General features: G+C 74.1%; 15 protein-coding genes. 7 read left to right on the plus strand and 8 right to left on the minus strand.

The features are described 5' to 3' along the window. From KME80_RS19935 to KME80_RS19945, 3 genes are all read left to right on the plus strand, one after another. On the plus strand, positions 1-738 hold a 738-nt coding region (locus KME80_RS19935), incomplete at its 5' end, for an alpha/beta hydrolase (RefSeq protein ID WP_219507297.1). A gap of 274 nt (positions 739-1,012) precedes the next feature. Further along, positions 1,013-2,173 (plus strand): acyltransferase family protein, encoded by a 1,161-nt coding sequence (locus KME80_RS19940; RefSeq protein ID WP_308125842.1) that lies wholly within the window; start codon positions 1,013-1,015, stop codon positions 2,171-2,173. A gap of 573 nt (positions 2,174-2,746) precedes the next feature. After that, positions 2,747-3,256 carry a hypothetical protein gene (locus tag KME80_RS19945; RefSeq protein WP_219507299.1) on the plus strand — a complete coding sequence of 170 codons (510 nt, stop codon included), beginning with the start codon at positions 2,747-2,749 and terminating at the stop codon, positions 3,254-3,256. Between the two features lie 247 nt (positions 3,257-3,503). Here KME80_RS19945 and KME80_RS19950 read toward each other — a convergent pair whose 3' ends face one another. After that, on the minus strand, positions 3,504-3,671 hold the full coding sequence (locus tag KME80_RS19950) for a hypothetical protein (protein ID WP_219507301.1): 168 nt from the start codon (positions 3,669-3,671) through the stop codon (positions 3,504-3,506). Positions 3,672-3,961: 290 nt separating this feature from the next. On the opposite strand from KME80_RS19950, the gene KME80_RS19955 reads away from it, so the two are divergent. Next, entirely contained in the window at positions 3,962-8,131 is a 4,170-nt protein-coding gene (locus KME80_RS19955) for an nSTAND1 domain-containing NTPase (RefSeq protein WP_219507302.1), read from the plus strand. Between the two features lie 5 nt (positions 8,132-8,136). Here the strand turns inward: KME80_RS19955 and KME80_RS19960 are convergent, their stop codons facing one another. Then, positions 8,137-10,530 (minus strand): glycoside hydrolase family 3 N-terminal domain-containing protein, encoded by a 2,394-nt coding sequence (locus tag KME80_RS19960; protein WP_308125843.1) that lies wholly within the window; start codon positions 10,528-10,530, stop codon positions 8,137-8,139. 239 nt (positions 10,531-10,769) lie between these two features. On the opposite strand from KME80_RS19960, the gene KME80_RS19965 reads away from it, so the two are divergent. The 3 genes from KME80_RS19965 (at position 10,770) to KME80_RS19975 (ending at position 12,705) form a co-directional block, all read left to right on the plus strand. After that, positions 10,770-11,138: a peptidase inhibitor family I36 protein gene (locus KME80_RS19965; RefSeq protein ID WP_308125845.1), complete on the plus strand. Its 369-nt coding sequence runs from the start codon at positions 10,770-10,772 to the stop codon at positions 11,136-11,138. A gap of 248 nt (positions 11,139-11,386) precedes the next feature. After that, complete coding sequence (locus KME80_RS19970; RefSeq protein WP_219507306.1) at positions 11,387-12,046, plus strand: lytic polysaccharide monooxygenase auxiliary activity family 9 protein; 660 nt, start codon at positions 11,387-11,389, stop codon at positions 12,044-12,046. An 86-nt stretch (positions 12,047-12,132) separates the two neighbouring features. Beyond that, positions 12,133-12,705: a hypothetical protein gene (locus KME80_RS19975; RefSeq protein ID WP_219507307.1), complete on the plus strand. Its 573-nt coding sequence runs from the start codon at positions 12,133-12,135 to the stop codon at positions 12,703-12,705. A gap of 13 nt (positions 12,706-12,718) precedes the next feature. Here KME80_RS19975 and KME80_RS19980 read toward each other — a convergent pair whose 3' ends face one another. The 6 genes from KME80_RS19980 to KME80_RS20005 form a co-directional block, all read right to left on the minus strand. Further along, entirely contained in the window at positions 12,719-13,153 is a 435-nt protein-coding gene (locus KME80_RS19980) for a DUF2267 domain-containing protein (RefSeq protein WP_219507308.1), read from the minus strand. A 73-nt stretch (positions 13,154-13,226) separates the two neighbouring features. Beyond that, a complete protein-coding gene (locus KME80_RS19985) occupies positions 13,227-14,348 on the minus strand; it encodes a glycosyltransferase family 4 protein (protein ID WP_219507310.1) in 1,122 nt (373 codons plus the stop codon). Between the two features lie 44 nt (positions 14,349-14,392). Then, a complete protein-coding gene (locus KME80_RS19990) occupies positions 14,393-16,534 on the minus strand; it encodes an amylo-alpha-1,6-glucosidase (RefSeq protein ID WP_219507311.1) in 2,142 nt (713 codons plus the stop codon). Positions 16,535-16,666: 132 nt separating this feature from the next. Further along, positions 16,667-17,083 carry a VOC family protein gene (locus KME80_RS19995; RefSeq protein WP_219507313.1) on the minus strand — a complete coding sequence of 139 codons (417 nt, stop codon included), beginning with the start codon at positions 17,081-17,083 and terminating at the stop codon, positions 16,667-16,669. Positions 17,084-17,093: 10 nt separating this feature from the next. Next, positions 17,094-17,468, minus strand: a complete 375-nt coding sequence (locus tag KME80_RS20000) for a helix-turn-helix transcriptional regulator (RefSeq protein WP_246645267.1) — start codon at positions 17,466-17,468, stop codon at positions 17,094-17,096. A 65-nt stretch (positions 17,469-17,533) separates the two neighbouring features. Next, positions 17,534-18,553 (minus strand): ornithine cyclodeaminase family protein, encoded by a 1,020-nt coding sequence (locus tag KME80_RS20005; protein ID WP_219507315.1) that lies wholly within the window; start codon positions 18,551-18,553, stop codon positions 17,534-17,536. Positions 18,554-18,563: the final 10 nt, after the last annotated feature.

The raw sequence follows: 18,563 nt of genomic DNA on the forward strand, positions 1-18,563 counted from the left end.
GCGGCCGCGCCTACCGCCGCCGCCCACGGCGACCGGCGCCGGGCCGCGGCGCTGCGGGTCATGGCGGATCCTGGGCGGCGGTTCCTGTCCTTCGACGGGCGCGACGGCGGCCGGGTCGTCGAGGTGTTCGGCGATCTGGCCGCCGCCCGGCGGATCGCCGTGGTGGTGCCCGGCGCCGACACCAGCCTCGACAAGTACGGGCTGCTGCGCGGCGGCGCGAGGCGACTGGCGGAGGCGCTCGGCGACGGCGGGGCCGTGGTCACCTGGCTCGGCTACGCGACGCCCCGGACCGTCAGCCTCGACACCCTGACCACCGCCCTGGCCGACGAAGCCGCACCGGCGTTGCGGACGTTCGTGCGGAAGCTGGCGGGGGTCAAACCCGGCACGACGATCTCGCTGCTGTGCCACTCGTACGGCGCCGTGGTGTGCGGGCGGGCGGCGCCCGGGCTGGAGGTCGCCCACCTCGTCCTCTACGGCAGCCCAGGCGCGGGAGCCGACGACGTCACGGATCTGCGCACCCGGGCCACCGTGTGGGCCGGCCGGGGCGGCGGCGACTGGATCGGCCGCGTCCCGCACCTGCCCGTCCCGTTCGGCTTCGGCCCCGACCCGGTCACGCCCGGGTTCGGCGCCCGCGTGTTCGCGGCGGGCGACGGGGGTCACAGCGATTACCTCAAGGCGGGGTCCGTGTCGCTGGCGAACATCGCCCGCATCGTCACCGGCGAGGCTCCCCGTGCCTGACCTCCCAGCCCGCCCGGCCCTGCCGCCTGCGAGCACCCGGTCCCCGGCACCAGCGGGCCTCTCCGTCTCCACCCCGCAGTCTCCACCCCCATCGGGAAGTGCGCCTGTTGCCGGCCGACGGTCCGGGCGGCAGGGTGGGACGCCGATCTCCGGAGGCCGTCGTCTTGGCGGGCCGGCCGCGGGCTCGGCGCGGCGGCGGACGCTTGGGCTTGTCCCACGGGTCGCCAAGGACGCCTCGGCCGGCCGTCGTGAGAGCCGTGGCGGGGGCGGCGGTGTGCCTCCGGCGCGAGGGTTCGTGCGGCGGATCGCCGACGCCACCCCGGCCGATCGTGACCGGGGGGTCGACGCGTTGCGGGCGCTGGCGATCCTGGGGGTGGTGCTCGGGCACTGGCTGGTGACCGCCGTGGTGGCCGACAGCGGGACGCTGCGGGTGACGAGCCCGCTCAAGCAGCTGCCGGAGCTCACTCCGCTGACCTGGCTGCTGCAGACGCTGGCGGTGTTCTTCCTGGTGGCGGGCCGCGTGAGCACCCAGGGCTACGTGCGGGCGCGCGCTGCGGGCGGCACGTACACGCAGTGGCTGGGGCCTCGGCTGGCCCGGCTGTCGCGGCCGGTCGTCGTGGTGGCGGCGGTGTGGGCGGTGGCGGCCGTCGCGATGCTCGCCGCCGGGGCCGACCAGGACACCGTGTGGGCGCTGGTCAAGCTGGTGTGGTCGCCGCTGTGGTTCCTGCTGGTGCTCGCGCTGCTGACGGCGCTGACGCCGCTTGCCGCCCGGCTCAGCCCGTGGTGGCCGCTCGCCGCCGTAGCGCTGAGCGACCTCGTCCGCTACGGCCTGAACGATCCCGCGCCCGGGTGGGACGGCGTGGCCGGGTGGGTCGAAGGGGTCAACGTGGTCTGCGGGTGGCTGGTCCCGTACTGCCTGGGAGCGGCCTGGGCGCAGGGGCGGCCACGCGGGCGGGCGGCCGGGTGGGGGCTGCTGGCGGGCGGGGCGGTGGTGGCCGCGGGGCTGGTCGGGTGGGGTGGGTATCCGGCGGCGATGGTGGGGGTGCCGGGGGCGGCGGTGTCCAACCTGGACCCGCCTTCGCTGGCGGCGGTCGCGTTCGGACTGGCGCAGTGCGGGGCGGCGACGCTGCTGGCCGGGCCGTTACGGCGGGCGCTGCGAAGACCGCGCCTCTGGGCGGGGGTGGCGCTGGTGAACCTGGGCGCGATGACGATCTTCCTGTGGCATCAGACGGCGATGATCGCGGTCACCGCCGTTGCGCTGAAGTCCGGGACGGCGGTGACCGGGCTGCACACCGTGCCGGACGGGTTCGGGTGGGTGGCGTGGCGGGTCGCGTGGCTGCCGGCGTTCGCGGCGGCACTGGCGGTGTGCGTGCTGGCCTTTCACGCGTACGAGCGCCGCCGCCCGCCCCGCCGACGCCGCACCCGCCCAGGCTGAGGCCGCACCCTCCCGAGGTGAGGCCCCGCCGGGGGTTTGGCTCCTCCGGGGTACAGGCCCCGCCGGGGGGTATGGCTTCTTCGGGGTACAGGCTCCGCCGGGGGTATGACTCCTCCGGGGTACGGGCCCGTCGGGGGTACGGCCCCATCGGGGGGTAAGGCCCGCCCGGGATAGCGCCCCGCCCGGGGTAACGCCCCTCCCTGCGCTGGCGCCTCCGGGGGCGAGGCCCCGTCTGTTGGTAAGACCCCGTCGCGTGAGGCCCCTTCCGGCGCTCAGGCCCCTCCCGGGGGGTGAGGCCCCGCCCGAGGGGTGAGGCCCCGTCGGGGTAAGGCCCCTTCCCGCGCTCAGATTTCTTCCGGGGGTGGCACTCCTTTCGGGGTGAGGTTCCGCCTGGAGGTAACACCCCGTCGCGGTGAGGCCCCTTCCCGCGCTCAGACCCGCTCCCAGGGGTTAGACGCCTTCCGGGGGTGAGGTTTCGCCTGGGTTGTGCATTTGATTACAAGGTCGTACGGAGGATGGCGGTCTGGTCGTCGGGCGAGGAGACTGCGGGGTGTGTCGCGCCGATGGGTTCCCGTGCTGTTGCTGCTCCTGGTGACGGCGGCTTGCGGGCAGGGGGCGGCGTTGAGCGGCCCCACGATGGACCGGGTGCTCGGGCAGGGGGTGGCGCCGGATCTCATCTACCTGGTGGAGCTGCCCGGGTACGAGCTGGCCGAGCAGTCGATCGGCGTGGTGAACGAGAAGGGGTTCGGCGCGTTCTACACCTCGGCCGAGGGCGGGCAGGTGGAGTTGCGCGTCGACCGAGGCCCGTACCGGTGCGTGGGCACGTGCGAGCGGGACGGCGACGGCTGGTACGCGGTGCACGAGGGCAGGCACGAGTACGTGGCCGTCGGCGAACGTCATCACCTTCGGCTGATCGGCGACGTGGAGCGGGTCGACCGTGCGGTGCTGCGGGAGGCCGCCGAGGGCGCCCGTCCGGTCGTCACCGAGGGCACGCCGTCACCGCCGCCGGCCCCGGTGGAGCGTGGTGACCTGCCGAGCCACGGTGACATGGCGCCGCTGAACCCGACCGGCCCCGGCGGCTGATCCCCTGCCCCCGCTCCCACCGATGTGCGGCCGTGCCCGCGAATATGTAGGGCCGAAGCTGCGGAGGTGAGGCCAGTTCGGCCGTTCCATCTCACGGGGTGTGATCGGTGCATTACGATTTTCCTGCCTTGTGGTGATCAAGGTTGCGGGAGATCTCGGTGCCGGCGGTGTCGCCCGGGTCGTCGGCGAAGGGTGGTCTGACACTGGACGTCAGCTTCACGGGTCGCTGTCGCGCGGCCCTGGCGTGTCATCGCCTGCCCCACACCGCGCGGATCACCTCGGCGATCGCTCGCAGGATGCGGGCGCGGTCGGCCGAGGCGCATCCCCGGGTGGCCACCCAGACCATGAGGACGGCGGCCGTGGCCACGCACGCCAGGCTGACGATCGGCACCAGCACCCATTCCGCAGGGTTCATCGAGGTGTCCCTCCCGCGCTCGGCAGCCGGAGGATCGGCTGCGGTGGGTGCCAGTTCATCGTGGGGGCGGCATGCGGCCAACGGTTCCCGGACGGGCCGGATGGAGAGCCTTCCGGCCCAGGTCAGAGCCACTTCCGGCGCCCGTCCGGCCGGACGGTCCGGACGCGCCGGATGGGCCAGATGGGCCGGACCGCCCGGATGGGCCGGATGGGCCGGATGGGCCGGACCGGCAGGACCCACCGGACCGGCAGGACCGACCGGATGGGCGGTCGTCGTGGGGGGTCGCGTGTATGGCGGGTGATGGGGAGCTGCCTGCCGCGCGGGCGGTGTTGCGGGAGGCGTTGAAGGCGCTGGAGGAGGCGGCCCGGGAGCGTGCCCCGGGGCTGCGGCGCCGGGACGTGATCGACCGGGCCAACGAGCTGCTCATCGCGCAGCGGGCGGCGGCGAGGCTGACCCCGCAGACGGTCAGCGACTGGCTCACCCGGGGCAGCGCCGCCCAGGATTTCGTGCCGTTGTGGACGCTGGTCCGCGTGCTGCTGGAGCACGCCGGCAGCCCGCCCGCCTATGAGCTGAGGCACGCCTGGTGGCGCAGCCAGCACGAGCTGTGGAAGAAGCGCTGGGAGCAGGCCCGCGCCGCCGGCGTGCAGGAGCGACCGGGGCTTCGCCCGGCGGCGGGGGAAACGTGCCCGTACCCGGGGCTGCGCGCGTTCACCGGGGACGAGGCCGAGTGGTTCTTCGGGCGGGAGGCGCTGGTCAGCAGGGTCATGGACCGGCTCGAACGGTGTCTTGCCGACCGCAGCCCGCTGGCCGTCGTGGCGCCCTCGGGCGCGGGCAAGTCGTCGCTGCTGCACGCCGGGGTGCTTCCGGCGCTGGCCAGGGGGCAACTGCCCGGCTCCCGGCACTGGCCGCGACTGGTGCTCACACCTACGGCCGATCCGTTCGGGGAGCTCGTGGCGAAGCTCGCGGCACTGACGGGGGCCGAGGAGGCGCGGGTCGCGACGGCGCTGGAGGGCTCCGCCGGGCCGGCGGCTCTGATACGCGAGCGGCTCAAGCTCCCGCCCGGCGGCAGGATCGTCCTGGTCGTCGACCAGCTGGAGGAGCTGTTCACGCTGTGCCCGGACGAGTCCGTGCGGCGCCGGTTCGTGGCCGCCCTCGCCCGCCTGACCGCGACGGCGGCGCCCCGCGCCGAGCGGCCCGCCGCCGAGCAGCCCCGCGCCGAGGAGCCCCGCGCCGAGCAACCCGCCGCCCAGCAGCCCGACGTCGAGCAGCCCCGCGCCGAGGAGCCCGTCGCGCTGGCCCTGTACGGGCTGCGCGCGGACTTCTACGGCTCCTGCGCCGGTATCTCCCATCTTCGTGACGTGCTGGCGAACCATCAGGTGTTCATCGGCGCGATGACGGGCGACGAGGTGCGCCGGGCCGTGACGGAGCCGGCCAGGCGGAGCGGCCTGTCGCTCGCGCCCGGCGTGGTCGACGTCATCCTGCGCGACCTGCGTGGCGCGGCGGGCCCGTACGAGGGCGCGTACAGGGCGGAGCGGTTGCCGCTGCTCGCGCACGCGTTGTGGGTGACGTGGCTGAACCGTAAGGGCGATGCCCTGACCCTGGAGGGCTACCACGCGTCCGGCGGCATCGACGGCGCGGTCGCGGCCAGCGCGGAGGAGGAGTTCGGGGAGCTGTCACCGGCCGCCCGGGAGGCGGCGCGGACGCTGTTCCTGGCTCTGGTCAGGGTCGGCGAGAACGGCGAGGTCACCAGCCGCCGCCGGACCCAGGAAGACCTCATGCTGGCCGCCGCCGACCCGGGGGGCGTGCAGGAAGCGGCCGAGCGGTTCACCCGCGCCCGGCTGCTCAGCCAGGGGGTGGAGCGGGCGGGCGGCTCGGTCACCGTCGAGATCACCCATGAGGCGCTGCTGTGGGCCTGGCCGAAGCTGCGTGACGACTGGATCGGCCGGGGCGAGAAGGGGACGAACGCCCTGATCCGCCAGGAGGTGGAGGACGCAGCCGTCGCCTGGGAACGCGGCCGGCGCAAGGACGTCACCGCCCTGTACCGGGGCAGCAGGCTGGAGCTGGCCCGCGGCTGGGCGGCGGCGGCGAGCCGCGCGGAGGTCACGCCCCTCGTCAGGCAGTTCGTCGAGGCCTCCGAACGGCACGAGCGGCGCAGCCGCCGGATCCGGCGCGCGGCGGTGGCCACGGTGTGCGTGCTCGCGCTGATCGCCTCGGGGCTGGCCGTGTTCGCCCTCGACAAGCAGAGCGCAGCCGTCGCCGAACGCGACAACGCGATCTTCGAACGGGTCGCGGCGGAGGCCGACCGTCAGCGTGAGACCAACGGTGAGCTGGCCGCGCAGCTCGACCTGACCGCGTATCGGATGCGGCCGACGCCCGCCCTGCGTACCCGGCTGATGACGGAGGCGGGGTCCGTGCTCTCCACCGCGCTGCCGGGGCACTACCCCCATTCCCCCGTGGTCGCCTTCGGCCGGGACGGCACCCTGGCGACCGGCTCCAGGCGGCTGCGGCTCTGGAACGTCTCCGACCCGGCCCGCCCGGCCCCGCTGACCGAGGAGCTCAGCGCCGGTGAGCGGGTCTTCGTGCAGCAGCTCGCCTACAGCCCGGAAGGCGACCTGCTGGCGCGCGGCGGCTCCGACGGCACCATCCGGCTCCTGGACGTCTCCGATCCCCGGCGCCCGGTGGCGCTGTCGGACCCGGTGACCGTGTCGGAGGGCATGGTGGTGAGCCTGAGGTTCGGTCCCGACGGCCGGACCCTGGCCCTCGGCACCAGGGCGGACACTCCCGGCACCACGGCCAGCACCGTGCAGCTGTGGGACGTCGCGGATCCCCGGCGGCCCCGGCGGCTGAGCACGGTGCTGTCCCGGGAGCGCGAGGGCGTCACGTCCGTCGCGTTCAGCCCGGACGGGGCCACGCTCGTCGTCACCGGCGGCACCGGCCCGGGTGATCGGCGCAGGCTGCTGACCCGGCTGTGGGACGTGTCCGACCCGGCCCGGCCTGCGCCGCTGGGCGGCGAGCTGGGCGGGCACGCAGGCGTCGTGCACCAGGTCGCGTTCGCCCCTGACGGGCACGTGATGGCCACCGCCGGAGGCGACAACCGCGTGCTGCTCTGGGACCTCGCGGACCGGAAACGGCCGAAGGTGAGCAACACCCTGTTCCTGTCCACCACGGTGAGCGCGGTCGCCTTCAGCCCTGACGGGCGTGTGCTGGCCTCCGGCGACAACTCGGGCAGCATCTACCTCTGGAACACCGGCTCCCCGGCGCATGCCAGGACGCTCGGCCCGCCGCTGCGCGGGCACACCAGCGTCGTCAGCAGCCTGGCGTTCGACGCCACGGGAAGCAGGCTGGCCAGCGCCAGCGGCGACGGCACCGTACGGCTCTGGCGCCTGCCCCCGGCCCTGGCCGTCACGGGCGGCGGCCTGAGCGTCAACGCGCTGGCGACCACGGGCGACGGCCGCCTGCTCGCGGTGGCCTCCGGGTTCCACGTCACGCTCTGGGACGTCTCCGACCCGGCGCGCCTGACCCCGGTCGGCGCGCTTCCGCAGTCCCTGTTCGTCGTGGAGGCACTGGCGATCAGGCAAGGGCCGGGCACGTCCGGGAAGACGATCCTGGCCACGGGCAACCGCGGCGGCTCCGTACGGCTGTGGGACGTCTCCGCGCCGGCCCGTCCGGTGGATCTCGGTGAGGCGCCCGGCAGGCAGCTCACCATGATCTCCGCGCTGGCCTTCGACGCCACCGGGCACACCCTGGCCGCCGCCTCGATGGATCTCCAGGGCGGCTACTCCGGCACGCTGCGCGCCTGGGACGTGAGCGACCCGGCCCGCCCCACCGCGCTCGGGGGTGAGCTGCGCGCGCAGCCGCTGCCGATCAAGAGCATGACGGCCGCGCCCCGGGGGCCGTACGTCTACAGCAGCGAGGTGTTCGGCACCGTCCACGTCTGGCGGACGGGCGACGGAGCCGTTCCCGCGCTGGCCGGTCAGGTGGCCACGAACCAGACGCTCATCTCCCTGGACGTCAGCGCCCGCTCGCTGCTGGCCGTCGGCGGCGGGGACAACCTGGTCCGGTTGTGGGACCTGTCGCGGCCGGGCTCCCCGAAGTCCGTCGGGGGGCCGCTGCCCGCCGGCGGCGTGGTCTCCAGCGTGAGCTTCGCCCCGGACGGCAGGCTGCTCGCCAGCGGCGCGGTCGGCCAGATCCGGCTCTGGGACACCTCAGCCCCCGCCGCCGCCTCCGCCCACGGGCTCCCGGTCACGGGCCACAACGGCGCGGTCAACGCCGTCCTGTTCAGCCCGCGCGGCGACGTGCTCGTCAGCGGCGGCCAGGACGGCACCGTACGGCTCTGGCAGGCCGACCCGGAGCGCGCGTTCGCGCTCCTGTGCGGGTCGACGCGCCACGCGATGACGCCGGAGCTGTGGAGGAAGTACGTGTCACCGGTCCTGGACTACGACCCGCCCTGCGGCGGGTAGCCGGGTCAGGGGGCGCAGGTGTAGGCGGAGGGCAGGGCGGGGTCGGCGGAGGGGCGGGTGGCCTGGAAGCCGAACGACGTGGTCGCGCCCGGGCCCAGTGTGGCGTTGTGCGCGGCGTTGCGCAGGGTGACCGTCTGCCCGCTGGTGGTGGGAACGGCGTTCCAGTGGCCGGTGATGCGGTGGCCGGGCGGCAGGGTGAGGGTGACGCTCCAGCCGTTGAGCGGGGCGGTGCCGGTGTTGGTGACGTTCGCCTGGACGACGTAGCCGGTGTCCCACTGACTCTGCATGGCCGGGGTGACCGAGCAGCCGCCGCCTCCCGAGGGTGCGGTGGTGACGGTGACCGTGGCGGAGCGGGGTGACCGGTTGCCGGCGGCGTCGCGGGCGTAGACGGCGAAGGTGTGGGCGGTGGCGGGGGCGAGTCCGGTGAGGGTGGCCGTGGCGGCGGCGGTGGTGGCCACGGTCGTCTCGGCGGTGCCCTGGACGCGCACCACGTCGTACGCGGTCACCGCCACGTCGTCGGTGGAGGCGGCCCAGGTGAGGGTGGCCGAGGAGGAGGTGACGGCGGAGGCCGAGGGAGCGCCGGGGGCGGTGGGCGGGTCGGTGTCCTCGCCGGCCGGCTCATAGGTGAGGCCGAACCCGTACGGGAACAGCGGCGTCTTGCCGTCGCCCGCGTTGATGGGCTGCTGGGAGGAGCTGCTCATCCACGTGAACGGCAGTTTGCCGGTGGGCTGGACGGCGCCGAACAGCACGTCGGCGACGCCGTTCCCCTCGGTGCCGGGGAGCCAGGCGGCGACAAGGCCGTCCCAGCCGGACAGGTGCGGGGCGACGTCGAGCGGGCGGCCGGAGACGAGCACGACGACGACCGGGACGCCGGCGGCGCGCAGGGTGGCGATCGTGTTGAGGTCCTCGGAGTCCAGGCCGAGGCCGCCGGGCCGGTCGCCGTCGCCCTCGGCGTACGGGGGCTCGCCGACGACGGCGACGGCGACGTCGTAGGAGCCGTCGACGCCGCGGCCGTCGCGGCTGTAGGCGACGGTGGCGCCGGTGTCCCTGATGCCGTCCAGGATCGTGGTGCCGGGCGTGATGTCGCCGGGCGATCCCTGCCAGGAAATGGTCCAGCCGCCGCTCTGGTAGCCGATGTCGTCGGCGCTCTTGCCGGCGACGAAGATCCGGCCGTCGCGGGGCAGCGGCAGCACGCCGCCGCTGTTCTTGAGCACGACCTGGGACCTGGCGACGGCCTCGCGGGCCAGGGCGCGGTGGGCGGAGCTGCCGACGGTGGCGGTGTAGGACCGGTCGGTGAGAGGCTTCTCGAACAGGCCCTGCTCGAACTTCTTGGTCAGGACGCGGCGTACGGCGTCGTCGATCCGCGTCTGGGGCACCCGTCCGGCCTGGGTCTCGGCGCGCAGCAGGTCGATGAAGCGCCGCCAGTCGGTGGGGGCCATCACCATGTCGATCCCGGCGTTGATCGCGGTGCGCACGTCCTGGGCGGACAGGCCGGGGGCGCCGTCGATCTGGTCGACGCCGTTCCAGTCGGACACGACGAACCCGGAGAAGCCGAGCTCGCCCTTGAGCACGGTGGTGATCAAGTACTGGTGGCCGTGCACCTTGACGCCGTTCCAGCTGCTGAAGGAGATCATGACGGAGCCGACGCCGCGGGCGATCGCGGCCTCGAAGGGCGGCAGGTGCACGGCCCGCAGCTCGCTCTCGCTCAGCCGGGTGTCGCCCTGGTCGTCGCCGCCCGCGGTGCCGCCGTCGCCGAGGTAGTGCTTGGCGGTGGCGAGCACGGAGGCGGGGCCGTCCTGCAGGCCGGTGACGAGCGTGGCCATCGCGGCGGGCAGTTCGGGCGTCTCGCCGAAGGACTCGTACGTCCTGCCCCACCGGTCGTCGCGGGCGACGCAGAGGCAGGGGGCGAAGTTCCAGTCGACGCCGGTGCCGGTGACCTCCTCGGCGACGGCCCGGCCGATGCGTTCGACGAGGGCGGGGTCGCGGGTGGCGCCGAGTCCGGCGTTGTGCGGGAAGATCGTGGCGCCGTGGACGTTGTTGTGCCCGTGCACGGCGTCGACCCCGTACAGGATGGGGATGCCGAGCGGGGTGGCGAGGGCGGCGTTCTGGAACCTGTCGTACATGTCGGCCCAGGAGGCGGCGGTGTTGGGCGAGGGCGCGGAGCCGCCGCCGGACAGGACGGAGCCGAGCCGGTAGGCGGTGATGTCGGCGGCGCTGACGGAGCCGCGTTCGGCCTGGGTCATCTGGCCGAGCTTCTCGTCGAGCGACATGCGGGACATGAGGTCGGCGACCCGGGTGGCGACGGGCAGCGCGGGGTCCTTGTAGGGGGGATCGGCGGCGGTGGGGACCGCCATGCCGGCGGCGACGAGCAGGGTCACGACGGCCCGGTGGATGCGCACGGCCTCCGCCTCCTCAGCGTTGGGAGCGCTCCCACGGTAGGCCGTCCCCACCGGCTGCCGCCATCACCGGAGCACCCGCACGGCCTCCCACCAGGGCGGTCGCGGTGAAATTTTCACGCGGCGGAATTAGCGGACGATCACCCCTTCCCGCGCAAGATCGAGCGAGGTATGTTCGAGCCGTTCCGAAGAAAAGTTTCACCCATGGAGGAATGGTGGGCAAGAAGCTTCAATTGCTGGCTGTGCCGATCGCGGCTTTCGCGATGGTCTCCCTGATGAGCGCTCCCGCCCAGGCTGCCGAAGGGTACGACCGGTGCCAGGTGGGGAACTACTGCATGTTCTCCGGCCTCGACGGCACCGGTGACATCATCCAGATCACCAGCGACACGCCCGACCTGGCCGTCCTGGGCATGGCCGACCGCGCCAAGTCCGACTGGAACCGGACGAGCACCAGGGTCCACCTCTACTCCGAGGCGAACTGGGGCGGCTGCACCGCCACCACCAGCGCCGGCGGCAAGGGCAACTTCTACATCGACTACCGCGACTTCTTCGACGGCGTCCGCTTCGGCGGCCCGAACGGCCCGTCCTGCTACGTCCCGCCCGAGTCCTGATCCGACCCTCTCCGGAGCCCCCGCCCGCCCGGGCGGGGGCTCCGGCGTCTCCAGGCCGGCGGACGGTGAAACTTTCAACCGGATCACCGTACGCCTTTCCGCTGCTCGCCCCGCTGATCACGGTCGCCCGGCAGATGGCTTACAGGGTCAGTCAGTTGTTGACAGTACCCCGGTCAGATAGCGTCCCCCTCAACCCACGCGGGAGCGCTCCCCCGGAACCCCCTGACCGGAACACGGAGACCGCCACCATGCCCCACGGCAAGACTCACTGGGCCCTGCGCGCCGCAGTCGTGCTGCTGTCCGTAGCCCTGCTCAACGTCGTCCCCCTCGCCGGCGGCGCCTCGGCACACGGATCGGTCGTCGATCCCGCCTCGCGCAACTACGGCTGCTGGCAGCGCTGGGGCTCCGACTTCCAGAACCCGGCCATGCAGCAGCAGGACCCGATGTGCTGGCAGGCCTGGCAGGACAACCCCAACGCCATGTGGAACTGGAACGGGCTCTACCGCAACAACGTCGGCGGCAACCATCAGGCCGCCGTCCCCAACGGCCAGCTGTGCAGCGGCGGCCTCACCGAGGGCGCCCGCTACCGCTCCCTCGACACGCCCGGCCCGTGGAAGACGACGAGCCTCGGCGGCACCTTCACCATCAACCTGTACGACCAGGCCAGCCACGGCGCCGACTACATCCGCGTCTACCTCACCCGCCAGGGCTACGACGCCACGACCACGCCCCTCGGCTGGAACCACCTGGAGCTCATCCGTGAGACGCCCCGCTACGCGCCCAGCCAGAACTACGTCATCAGCAACCTGAGCGCCTCCGGCCGCACCGGCCGCCACGTGATCTACACGGTGTGGAAGGCCTCGCACATGGACCAGACGTACTACATCTGCAGCGACGTCACCTTCTGACGACGCCGACGTCTGGTGTCAGCCGGGCGTCCCGGGCCAGCGCGTCATACGCGGCGAAACCGGGACGCCCGTCTTACTGTGGGTACATGACTGATCACCCGCCGCAGGAGCCGGTCGACATGGCGGCGTGCGTCATCGGCGAGTGCGCGCGCTTCGGCGCCCGGCTGCGCACGCTGACCGGGCAGCTCGGGTTCGCGCCCGCGCCCGCCACCGACCGCGAGGAGCTGCAGCAGGCCGTGGCCTACATCCACGCCGCGCTCGCCGATCTGCTGGCCGCGCTGCAGCCGATCCATCACGAGGACCTGCGGCGCATCCTCAGCGACCGGGAGATGGGCCTGGTCCGCTGCCTCGACGGCTGCACCCCGCCCCGGGACTCGACGGGCGCCGAGGTGGGAGCCTGTGGCGGGTGCGGCGGCGGCGCGTGCCGCAGTTGCGGGCACCCGGTGCCGCCCGACGGCCCGGCCCTGTGCTGGCGCTGCGTCGCCTCACCCGAACAGCCGGACCCGCTGCGGCCCGGCGCCGTGAGGACGGACCCCGTACGGACCGGCCCCGTACAGACCGAAGGCGCCCAACCCGAAACCGCATCCGAAACCGCACGGCCTGAGGCCGCGCGGTTGCACATCCCGGCCGGTGACCTGCCGTGGGTGGCGACGGCCTGAGAGCCGCGCCGCGTCAGTCGCCATGATGGGTGGCGCCGTGGTGGATGGCGCCCCGGCTGCCCGAGGTGACGAGGTCGCGCAGGTCCTCGGGGAGGCTGTCGCGCACCTTGTTCATGATGCCGCCCTGCGTCGCCTGGCCGGTCACCTCCAGCACCACCCGCGCGAGGTAGAGGGCGCGGGGCTCGTCGACGCCCGCCCTTGCGGCGACGCGCTGGACGAATTCGTGGCGGCCGAAGTGCTCGCCGGTGCCGAGGCCGCCGTAGACCTCGGTGCGCCGCAGGTTCTCGCCGATCTCGTGGGGCAGCTGGGCGGCGAGCTTGTCCGCCAGGCCCTCCGGGACGCGTTCGCCCAGGGTCTCCAGCGTCGCCCGGCTGGCGCGTTCGGCCTTGTCGCGCCCGCCGAGGTGGGCGCGGGCCTGTACCTGTCCGATGAACTCGTCGTGTCTCATGGCTCCTCCTCACCCTCCTGGGTCGGCTACCCGTCGACCGAAAACGACAAACCACTACAAATCGGGCGTGACGCTAGCCCGAGGTCAGGTTCTTGTACGGGTCGGGCCGCCCGCCGGTGGCCGAGCGCAGGATCCGCCGGTAGACGCGCTCGTACCCGTCGACCATCACGCCGACGCCGAACGCCCGCTCCACGTGCCGGCGGCAGTCGCCCGGGTCGAGCGACCCGGCCGCCTCGATGGCGGCGGGCAGCTCCTCCGGCGAGCCGAGCACGAAACCGGTGACGCGGTCGACGACCAGCTCCGGTACCGAGCCTCGGGCCAGCGCCACCACCGGCGTGCCGCACGCCATCGCCTCGATCACCACCATGCCGAACGGCTCCTCCCACTGGATGGGGAAGACCAGGCAGCGGGCGGCGGCCAGCAGCTCACGCTTGTGCGCGGCGTCCGCCTCGCCGACGTAGACGGCGTCCGGGCCGAGCCTGGGGCGCACGTGCTCGTCGAAGTAGGCCCGCTCGACCTCCTCGGTGAGCTTGCCGGCCAGCACGATGCGCCGCCCGGCCGCGCGGGCGGCGTCGATCGCCAGGTGCGCGCCCTTGTCGTCGCCGAAGCGGCCGAGCCACAGCACCCACTCCTGCTTCCTCTCGCGGTACGGGAACGAGCCCGTGTCCAGGGCGTTGTGCACGGTCCCGGCCCAGTTCAGGTCGGGCGCGAGCGCCCGCTGGGCGTGGGAGATCGCCACGAGCGGGCTGCCGAGCGCCCGGTAGTACTCGCCGTACTCGCCGTCGGAGCGCGTGTGGCAGGTGACCACGGTGGGAATCGCGCGGGCGGCGGCCGTCAGCGGCCCGGTGAGCGAGTGGTCGTGCACCACGTCGGCCTCGAGCGCCGACAGCATCCGCTGGGCGCAGGCCGCGTGCAGCACCTCCGGCAGCACGGTGCCGATCCGCGCCGACGGCGGCTCCCGGTAGGTGCGCAGGAAGCGCGCGGGCACGCCGCCGCGGCCGGCGGCGATCAGCGTCACGTCGTGGCCGCGCCCGGCCAGGCCGGTGATCAGGTCGGCCAGCATCGCCTCGATGCCGCCGTACGCCTTCGGGGGCACCTCCTGCCACGGCGGCGCGACCATCACGATGCGCAGACCCGCCGCCGTACCCGCGCGCCACCGCACCCGCTGTGGCGCGAGATCGATCAATGAGCCCATGCCGAGCCCCCTCCCCGCAAGGCTGCGCTGAGTGCTACCCCAGGTCAGCGCCTGCACACGGTGCTGATGGGTGGACGCGGCTCGCCGATCAGCTCGATGCCGTCCGGCAGGCCGGTGACGGTGGCGGACCGGCCGCCGTCCGCGGTCTCGATGTCCAGGCGCGCCCCCGCGATGGGCAGCCCGGAGATGCGCACGTCGCCCAGGCCCTCGGGGAAGGCCGGGGCGATCCAGATCTTGCCGGCCGGGATCCACGGGTCCAGCCGCAGCAGGCAGCGCACCAGGTGGATCGGGGCCGCCGCCGCCCACGCCTGCGGCGAGCAGGAGGTGGGGAACGGCACCGGCTGGGCGAACTCCGACCGGTCGAAGCCGCAGAACAGCTCCGGCAGCCGGCCGCCGAGCTCCTGGGCGGCGTCGAGCAGCCCGGCGGCCAGCCGCTGGGCCTCCTCGGTGAAGCCGTAGCTCATCAGCCCGGCGGCGACGATCGCGCTGTCGTGCGGCCACACCGAGCCGTTGTGGTAGCTCATCGGGTTGTAGGCGCCCATCGAGGAGGCCAGCGTGCGCACGCCGTAGCCGGTGAACATCTCCGGCGACATCAGGTGCGCGGCCACCGACGCGGCCCGGTCCTCGTCGACGATGCCGGTCCACAGGCAGTGGCCCATGTTGGAGCCGAGCCCGTCGATGGGCTGCCCGGCGCCGTCGAGCCCCATCGCGTAGTAGCCGCGGCCGGGCAGCCAGAAGCGCTCGTTGAACCGGGCGCGGATCTCGTCGGCCCGCTCCAGGCAGCGCCGCTCGGTCTCGGCGTCACCGAAGGCGTTGGCGAAGTGGGCGCGGGCGACGTGCGCGGCGTACACGTACCCCTGCACCTCGGCCAGCGCGATCGGCGGGCGGGCGACGGTCCCGTCGGCGAAGGTGATGCCGTCGAAGGAGTCCTTCCAGCCCTGGTTGATCAGCCCGTGGTCGGTCTTGCGCTGGTACCAGAGCAGGCCGTCGGGGCCGCCGTAGCGCTCGATCCAGCCGAGCGCGGCGTCGGCGTGCGGCAGCAGCTCCTCGACGGCGTCGGGGTGCAGGCCCCAGCGGCGCAGCTCGCCCAGCAGCATGACGAACAGCGGGGTGGCGTCGACGGAGCCGTAGTACGCCTGGCCGCCGTCCGCGGGGACGCCGCCGCCCACGCCGAAGCGCAGCTCGTGCATGATCTTGCCGGGCTCCTCCTCGGTCAGCGGGTCGACCTTGGCGCCCTGGAGGCGGGCGAGCCTGCGCAGCGTGCCGAGCGCGAGGGACTGGTCGAGCGGCAGCGACATCCACGAGGTCAGCAGCGAGTCGCGGCCGAACAGCGTCATGTACCAGGGCGCTCCCGCGGCGATCGCCGGCGGGTCCTCGGGATGGTCCGGGTCGAACAGCCGCAGGCTGCCGAGGTCCTGGCGGGAGCGGCGCAGCACCTCGTTGAGGCCCTTGTTCGCGGTGCGCAGGGCCGGGCCTCGGCGGGTCCAGTCGGCCAGCCGCCTGGCCGGGCCGGCGTGCTCGATCGCGTGGCTGGCGGGGAACCAGGCCGACGTCTCCACCCCTTCGATGATCGGGTTGACGAGGATCGTGGCCCGCCACTCCCCCCGCGCGGGGACGACCACGCGGAAGGCCAGCAGCCCCGGCGCCGCCGTCACCCCCACGTCCGCGGGCTCCACCACGACCCTGGCGCCGCGCGCCCGGCTCGCCGAGAAGATGTGCAGCCCCGCCCCCTGCGGCGTCATCTCCACGTCGGTGGCGTGGCGCACCCGTTCGGCCTTCACCTCGAACAGGTCGGCCACGTCGGAGCCCAGGTTGACGGAGACTGCGCAGCCGATCGGCTCGTCCGAGAGGTTGCGCAGCGTCAGGTCCTCGCGCAGGCCGCCGCCGACGTAGCGGTCGCGCACCACCAGCAGCGTGCTCTCCACCCGCCCCGGGCGCGGCCCGGCCTTGCCGAGGAACGTGGCGTGGTACGGCTCCGACGGGATCACCTGGAGCGCCTCGACGGGCACGTCGTCCACCCGCAGCTCCAGCCACGACAGCAGCCGCGTGTCGGCGTGGTAGACGCCCTGCGCCTGGCCCGGCAGGATGTCGCCGCCCCGGGAGCACACGCAGAACGACGGCCCCTCGACCAGCGTCACCGTGTCGCCCAGCGCCCCCGGCTGCCCCTCAAAGGTCCACGCGTTCACCCTCGTGCCCCCTCCGCTCCTGCGCAGGCACGTTACCCACGCTCGGACGGGCCACGCGGCACAGGCGGAACCATTGCCATGACCTGCGCAAATACCGGCAATACGGCAGGCGCTACGGCGGGGCGCCCGGGGTCAGCGGGCGAGCGGCTGATTGACGCGCACCAGGTTGCCCGCCGGGTCGCGGAAGGCGCAGTCGCGGACCCCGTACGGCTGGTCGACCGGCTCCTGCAGCACCTCGCCGCCCGCCGCGCGGACCCGCTCGAACATGGCGTCGCAGTCGTCGGTCTCGAAGATCGCGGCACGCAGCAGGCCCTTGGCCAGCAGGGCGGCGATGGCCTCCCGGTCGGCGGGCGAGGCGCCGGGGTCGGTGACGGCCGGTTCGAGCACGATGTCGACGCCCGGCTGCGACGCCGCGCCCACGGTCACCCAGCGCATCCCCTCGAACTCCACGTCGGCGCGGACCTCCAGGCCGAGGGCGTCGCGGTAGAACGCCAGCGCCTTGTCGTGGTCGTCGACGGCGATGAAGCACTGCGAAAGCCTGATGTCCATGCCTGCCACACTACGGGCGGGAGGTGCGCTTCGAATCGGCGTTTCGGATCGGGCGGGTGTAGATCTTCGCCACGCAGGCCGGGATGGCGGCGCCCTCGTCGTGGGCGCGGGCGCGGTAGGCGCTCGGCGTCTCGCCGACCAGCTCGGTGAACCGCGAGCTGAACGAGCCCAGCGACGTACAGCCGACGGCGAAGCAGACCTCCGTCACCGTCAGGTCGCCCCGCCGCAGCAGCGCCTTGGCCCGCTCGATCCGGCGCGTCATCAGGTAGCTGTAGGGCGTCTCGCCGAAGGCCGCGCGGAAGCTGCGCGAGAAGTGGCCGGGCGACATGAGGGCGACGCGGGCCAGCGCCTGCACGTCGAGCGGCTCGGCGTAGTCGCGGTCCATCGCGTCGCGGGCCCGGCGCAGCCGGACCAGGTCCTCCAGCGTCACCCCACCAGCATCCCACAAGGTCAGCCGGTGGGGGTGTCCAAAAGGTCCACCTCCAGGCCGATCCCGCGGCGTCCGGCCTCCTGGTAGGCGAGCCAGGACAGGGCCAGGTCCTGCCACGGCAGGCCCACCGGGGCGTAGACGGTGCGCGCTTCCGGGTCGGTGCGGCCGGGGTGCTCGCCGCGCAGGATCTCGCCGAGGGTGGCGTCGGCGGCCTCCGCCGGGAGACCGGCCGCGGCCAGGGCGCCCATGGCGGCGGCCAGCTCCCGGTCGTCCACGGCCACCAGCGCGGCCTCCAGCACGTCGGCGGCCAGCTCGCACTTGCCGGGCTCGTCGGCGCCCAGGCTGGTGAGGTGCTGACCCGGCCGCGTGTCGGCCAGGCGGAGCAGCGGGGCCCGCGACCAGGTCGCGAGCAGCACGATCCCCGCCCGCTCGGCCACCTCCCCCGCCGACCCGGCCACCTCGACCGCCAACCCGCCGGGGTGAGCGGCTCCGGCCCCGGGGCGGGCGGCGGCGGAGTGGGCGGGGGCGCCGGCGTGGCGGGCGGCGAAGGCGTGGGCGCGGGGCTCGTCGGTGTCGTGGACGAGGAGCTTGGTCACGCGGCGGAGCCGGCGCAGGCCGGTGACCATGAGGTCGGCCTGGGCGCCCGCGCCGATGACGCCGACGACCGCCTCTCCCCCGGGATCGGCGGCCAGGGTGTGGGTGCCGAGCGCGGCGGCCAGCCCGGTGCGCCAGGCGGTGACCGTCGCCGAGTCCAGCAGCGCCAGCAGCTCGCCGTCGTGGCCGCTGTGCAGGCAGATGACCCCGCGCAGCGCGGGCGTGGCGGCGGGGAACTTGGCGTTGACCTTCACCGTGTAGGCGTCGATCCCCGGCAGCAGCCCGGGGACGAGCGCGGTGGCGGTGCCGGGGAACGGCAGGTCGGTGCGGATCCGCTGCCCGGGGACGGCCGCGTCGCCGCGGGTGAAGCCGTCGCGCAGGGCTTCGAGGCAGGCCGCGGGGTCGAGCAGGGCGGTCAGGTCGCGGCGGGTGAGGATCCGGGTCATGCGGTCGATG

This window comes from Nonomuraea ceibae (genome assembly GCF_019396325.1).
In the GTDB taxonomy this organism is placed as follows: Bacteria; Actinomycetota; Actinomycetes; order Streptosporangiales; family Streptosporangiaceae; genus Nonomuraea; species Nonomuraea ceibae.

Bases quoted from the DNA above. Each gene is read 5' to 3' on its own strand.
- KME80_RS19950 (WP_219507301.1), bottom strand. From the start codon at position 3,671: ATGAACCCTGCGGAATGGGTGCTGGTGCCGATCGTCAGCCTGGCGTGC.
- KME80_RS19955 (WP_219507302.1), top strand. From the start codon at position 3,962: ATGGCGGGTGATGGGGAGCTGCCTGCCGCGCGGGCGGTGTTGCGGGAG.
- KME80_RS19970 (WP_219507306.1), top strand. From the start codon at position 11,387: ATGCCCCACGGCAAGACTCACTGGGCCCTGCGCGCCGCAGTCGTGCTG.
- KME80_RS19975 (WP_219507307.1), top strand. From the start codon at position 12,133: ATGACTGATCACCCGCCGCAGGAGCCGGTCGACATGGCGGCGTGCGTC.
- KME80_RS19980 (WP_219507308.1), bottom strand. From the start codon at position 13,153: ATGAGACACGACGAGTTCATCGGACAGGTACAGGCCCGCGCCCACCTC.
- KME80_RS19985 (WP_219507310.1), bottom strand. From the start codon at position 14,348: ATGGGCTCATTGATCGATCTCGCGCCACAGCGGGTGCGGTGGCGCGCG.
- KME80_RS19995 (WP_219507313.1), bottom strand. From the start codon at position 17,083: ATGGACATCAGGCTTTCGCAGTGCTTCATCGCCGTCGACGACCACGAC.
- KME80_RS20000 (WP_246645267.1), bottom strand. From the start codon at position 17,468: ATGGACCGCGACTACGCCGAGCCGCTCGACGTGCAGGCGCTGGCCCGC.
- KME80_RS20005 (WP_219507315.1), bottom strand. From the start codon at position 18,553: ATGACCCGGATCCTCACCCGCCGCGACCTGACCGCCCTGCTCGACCCC.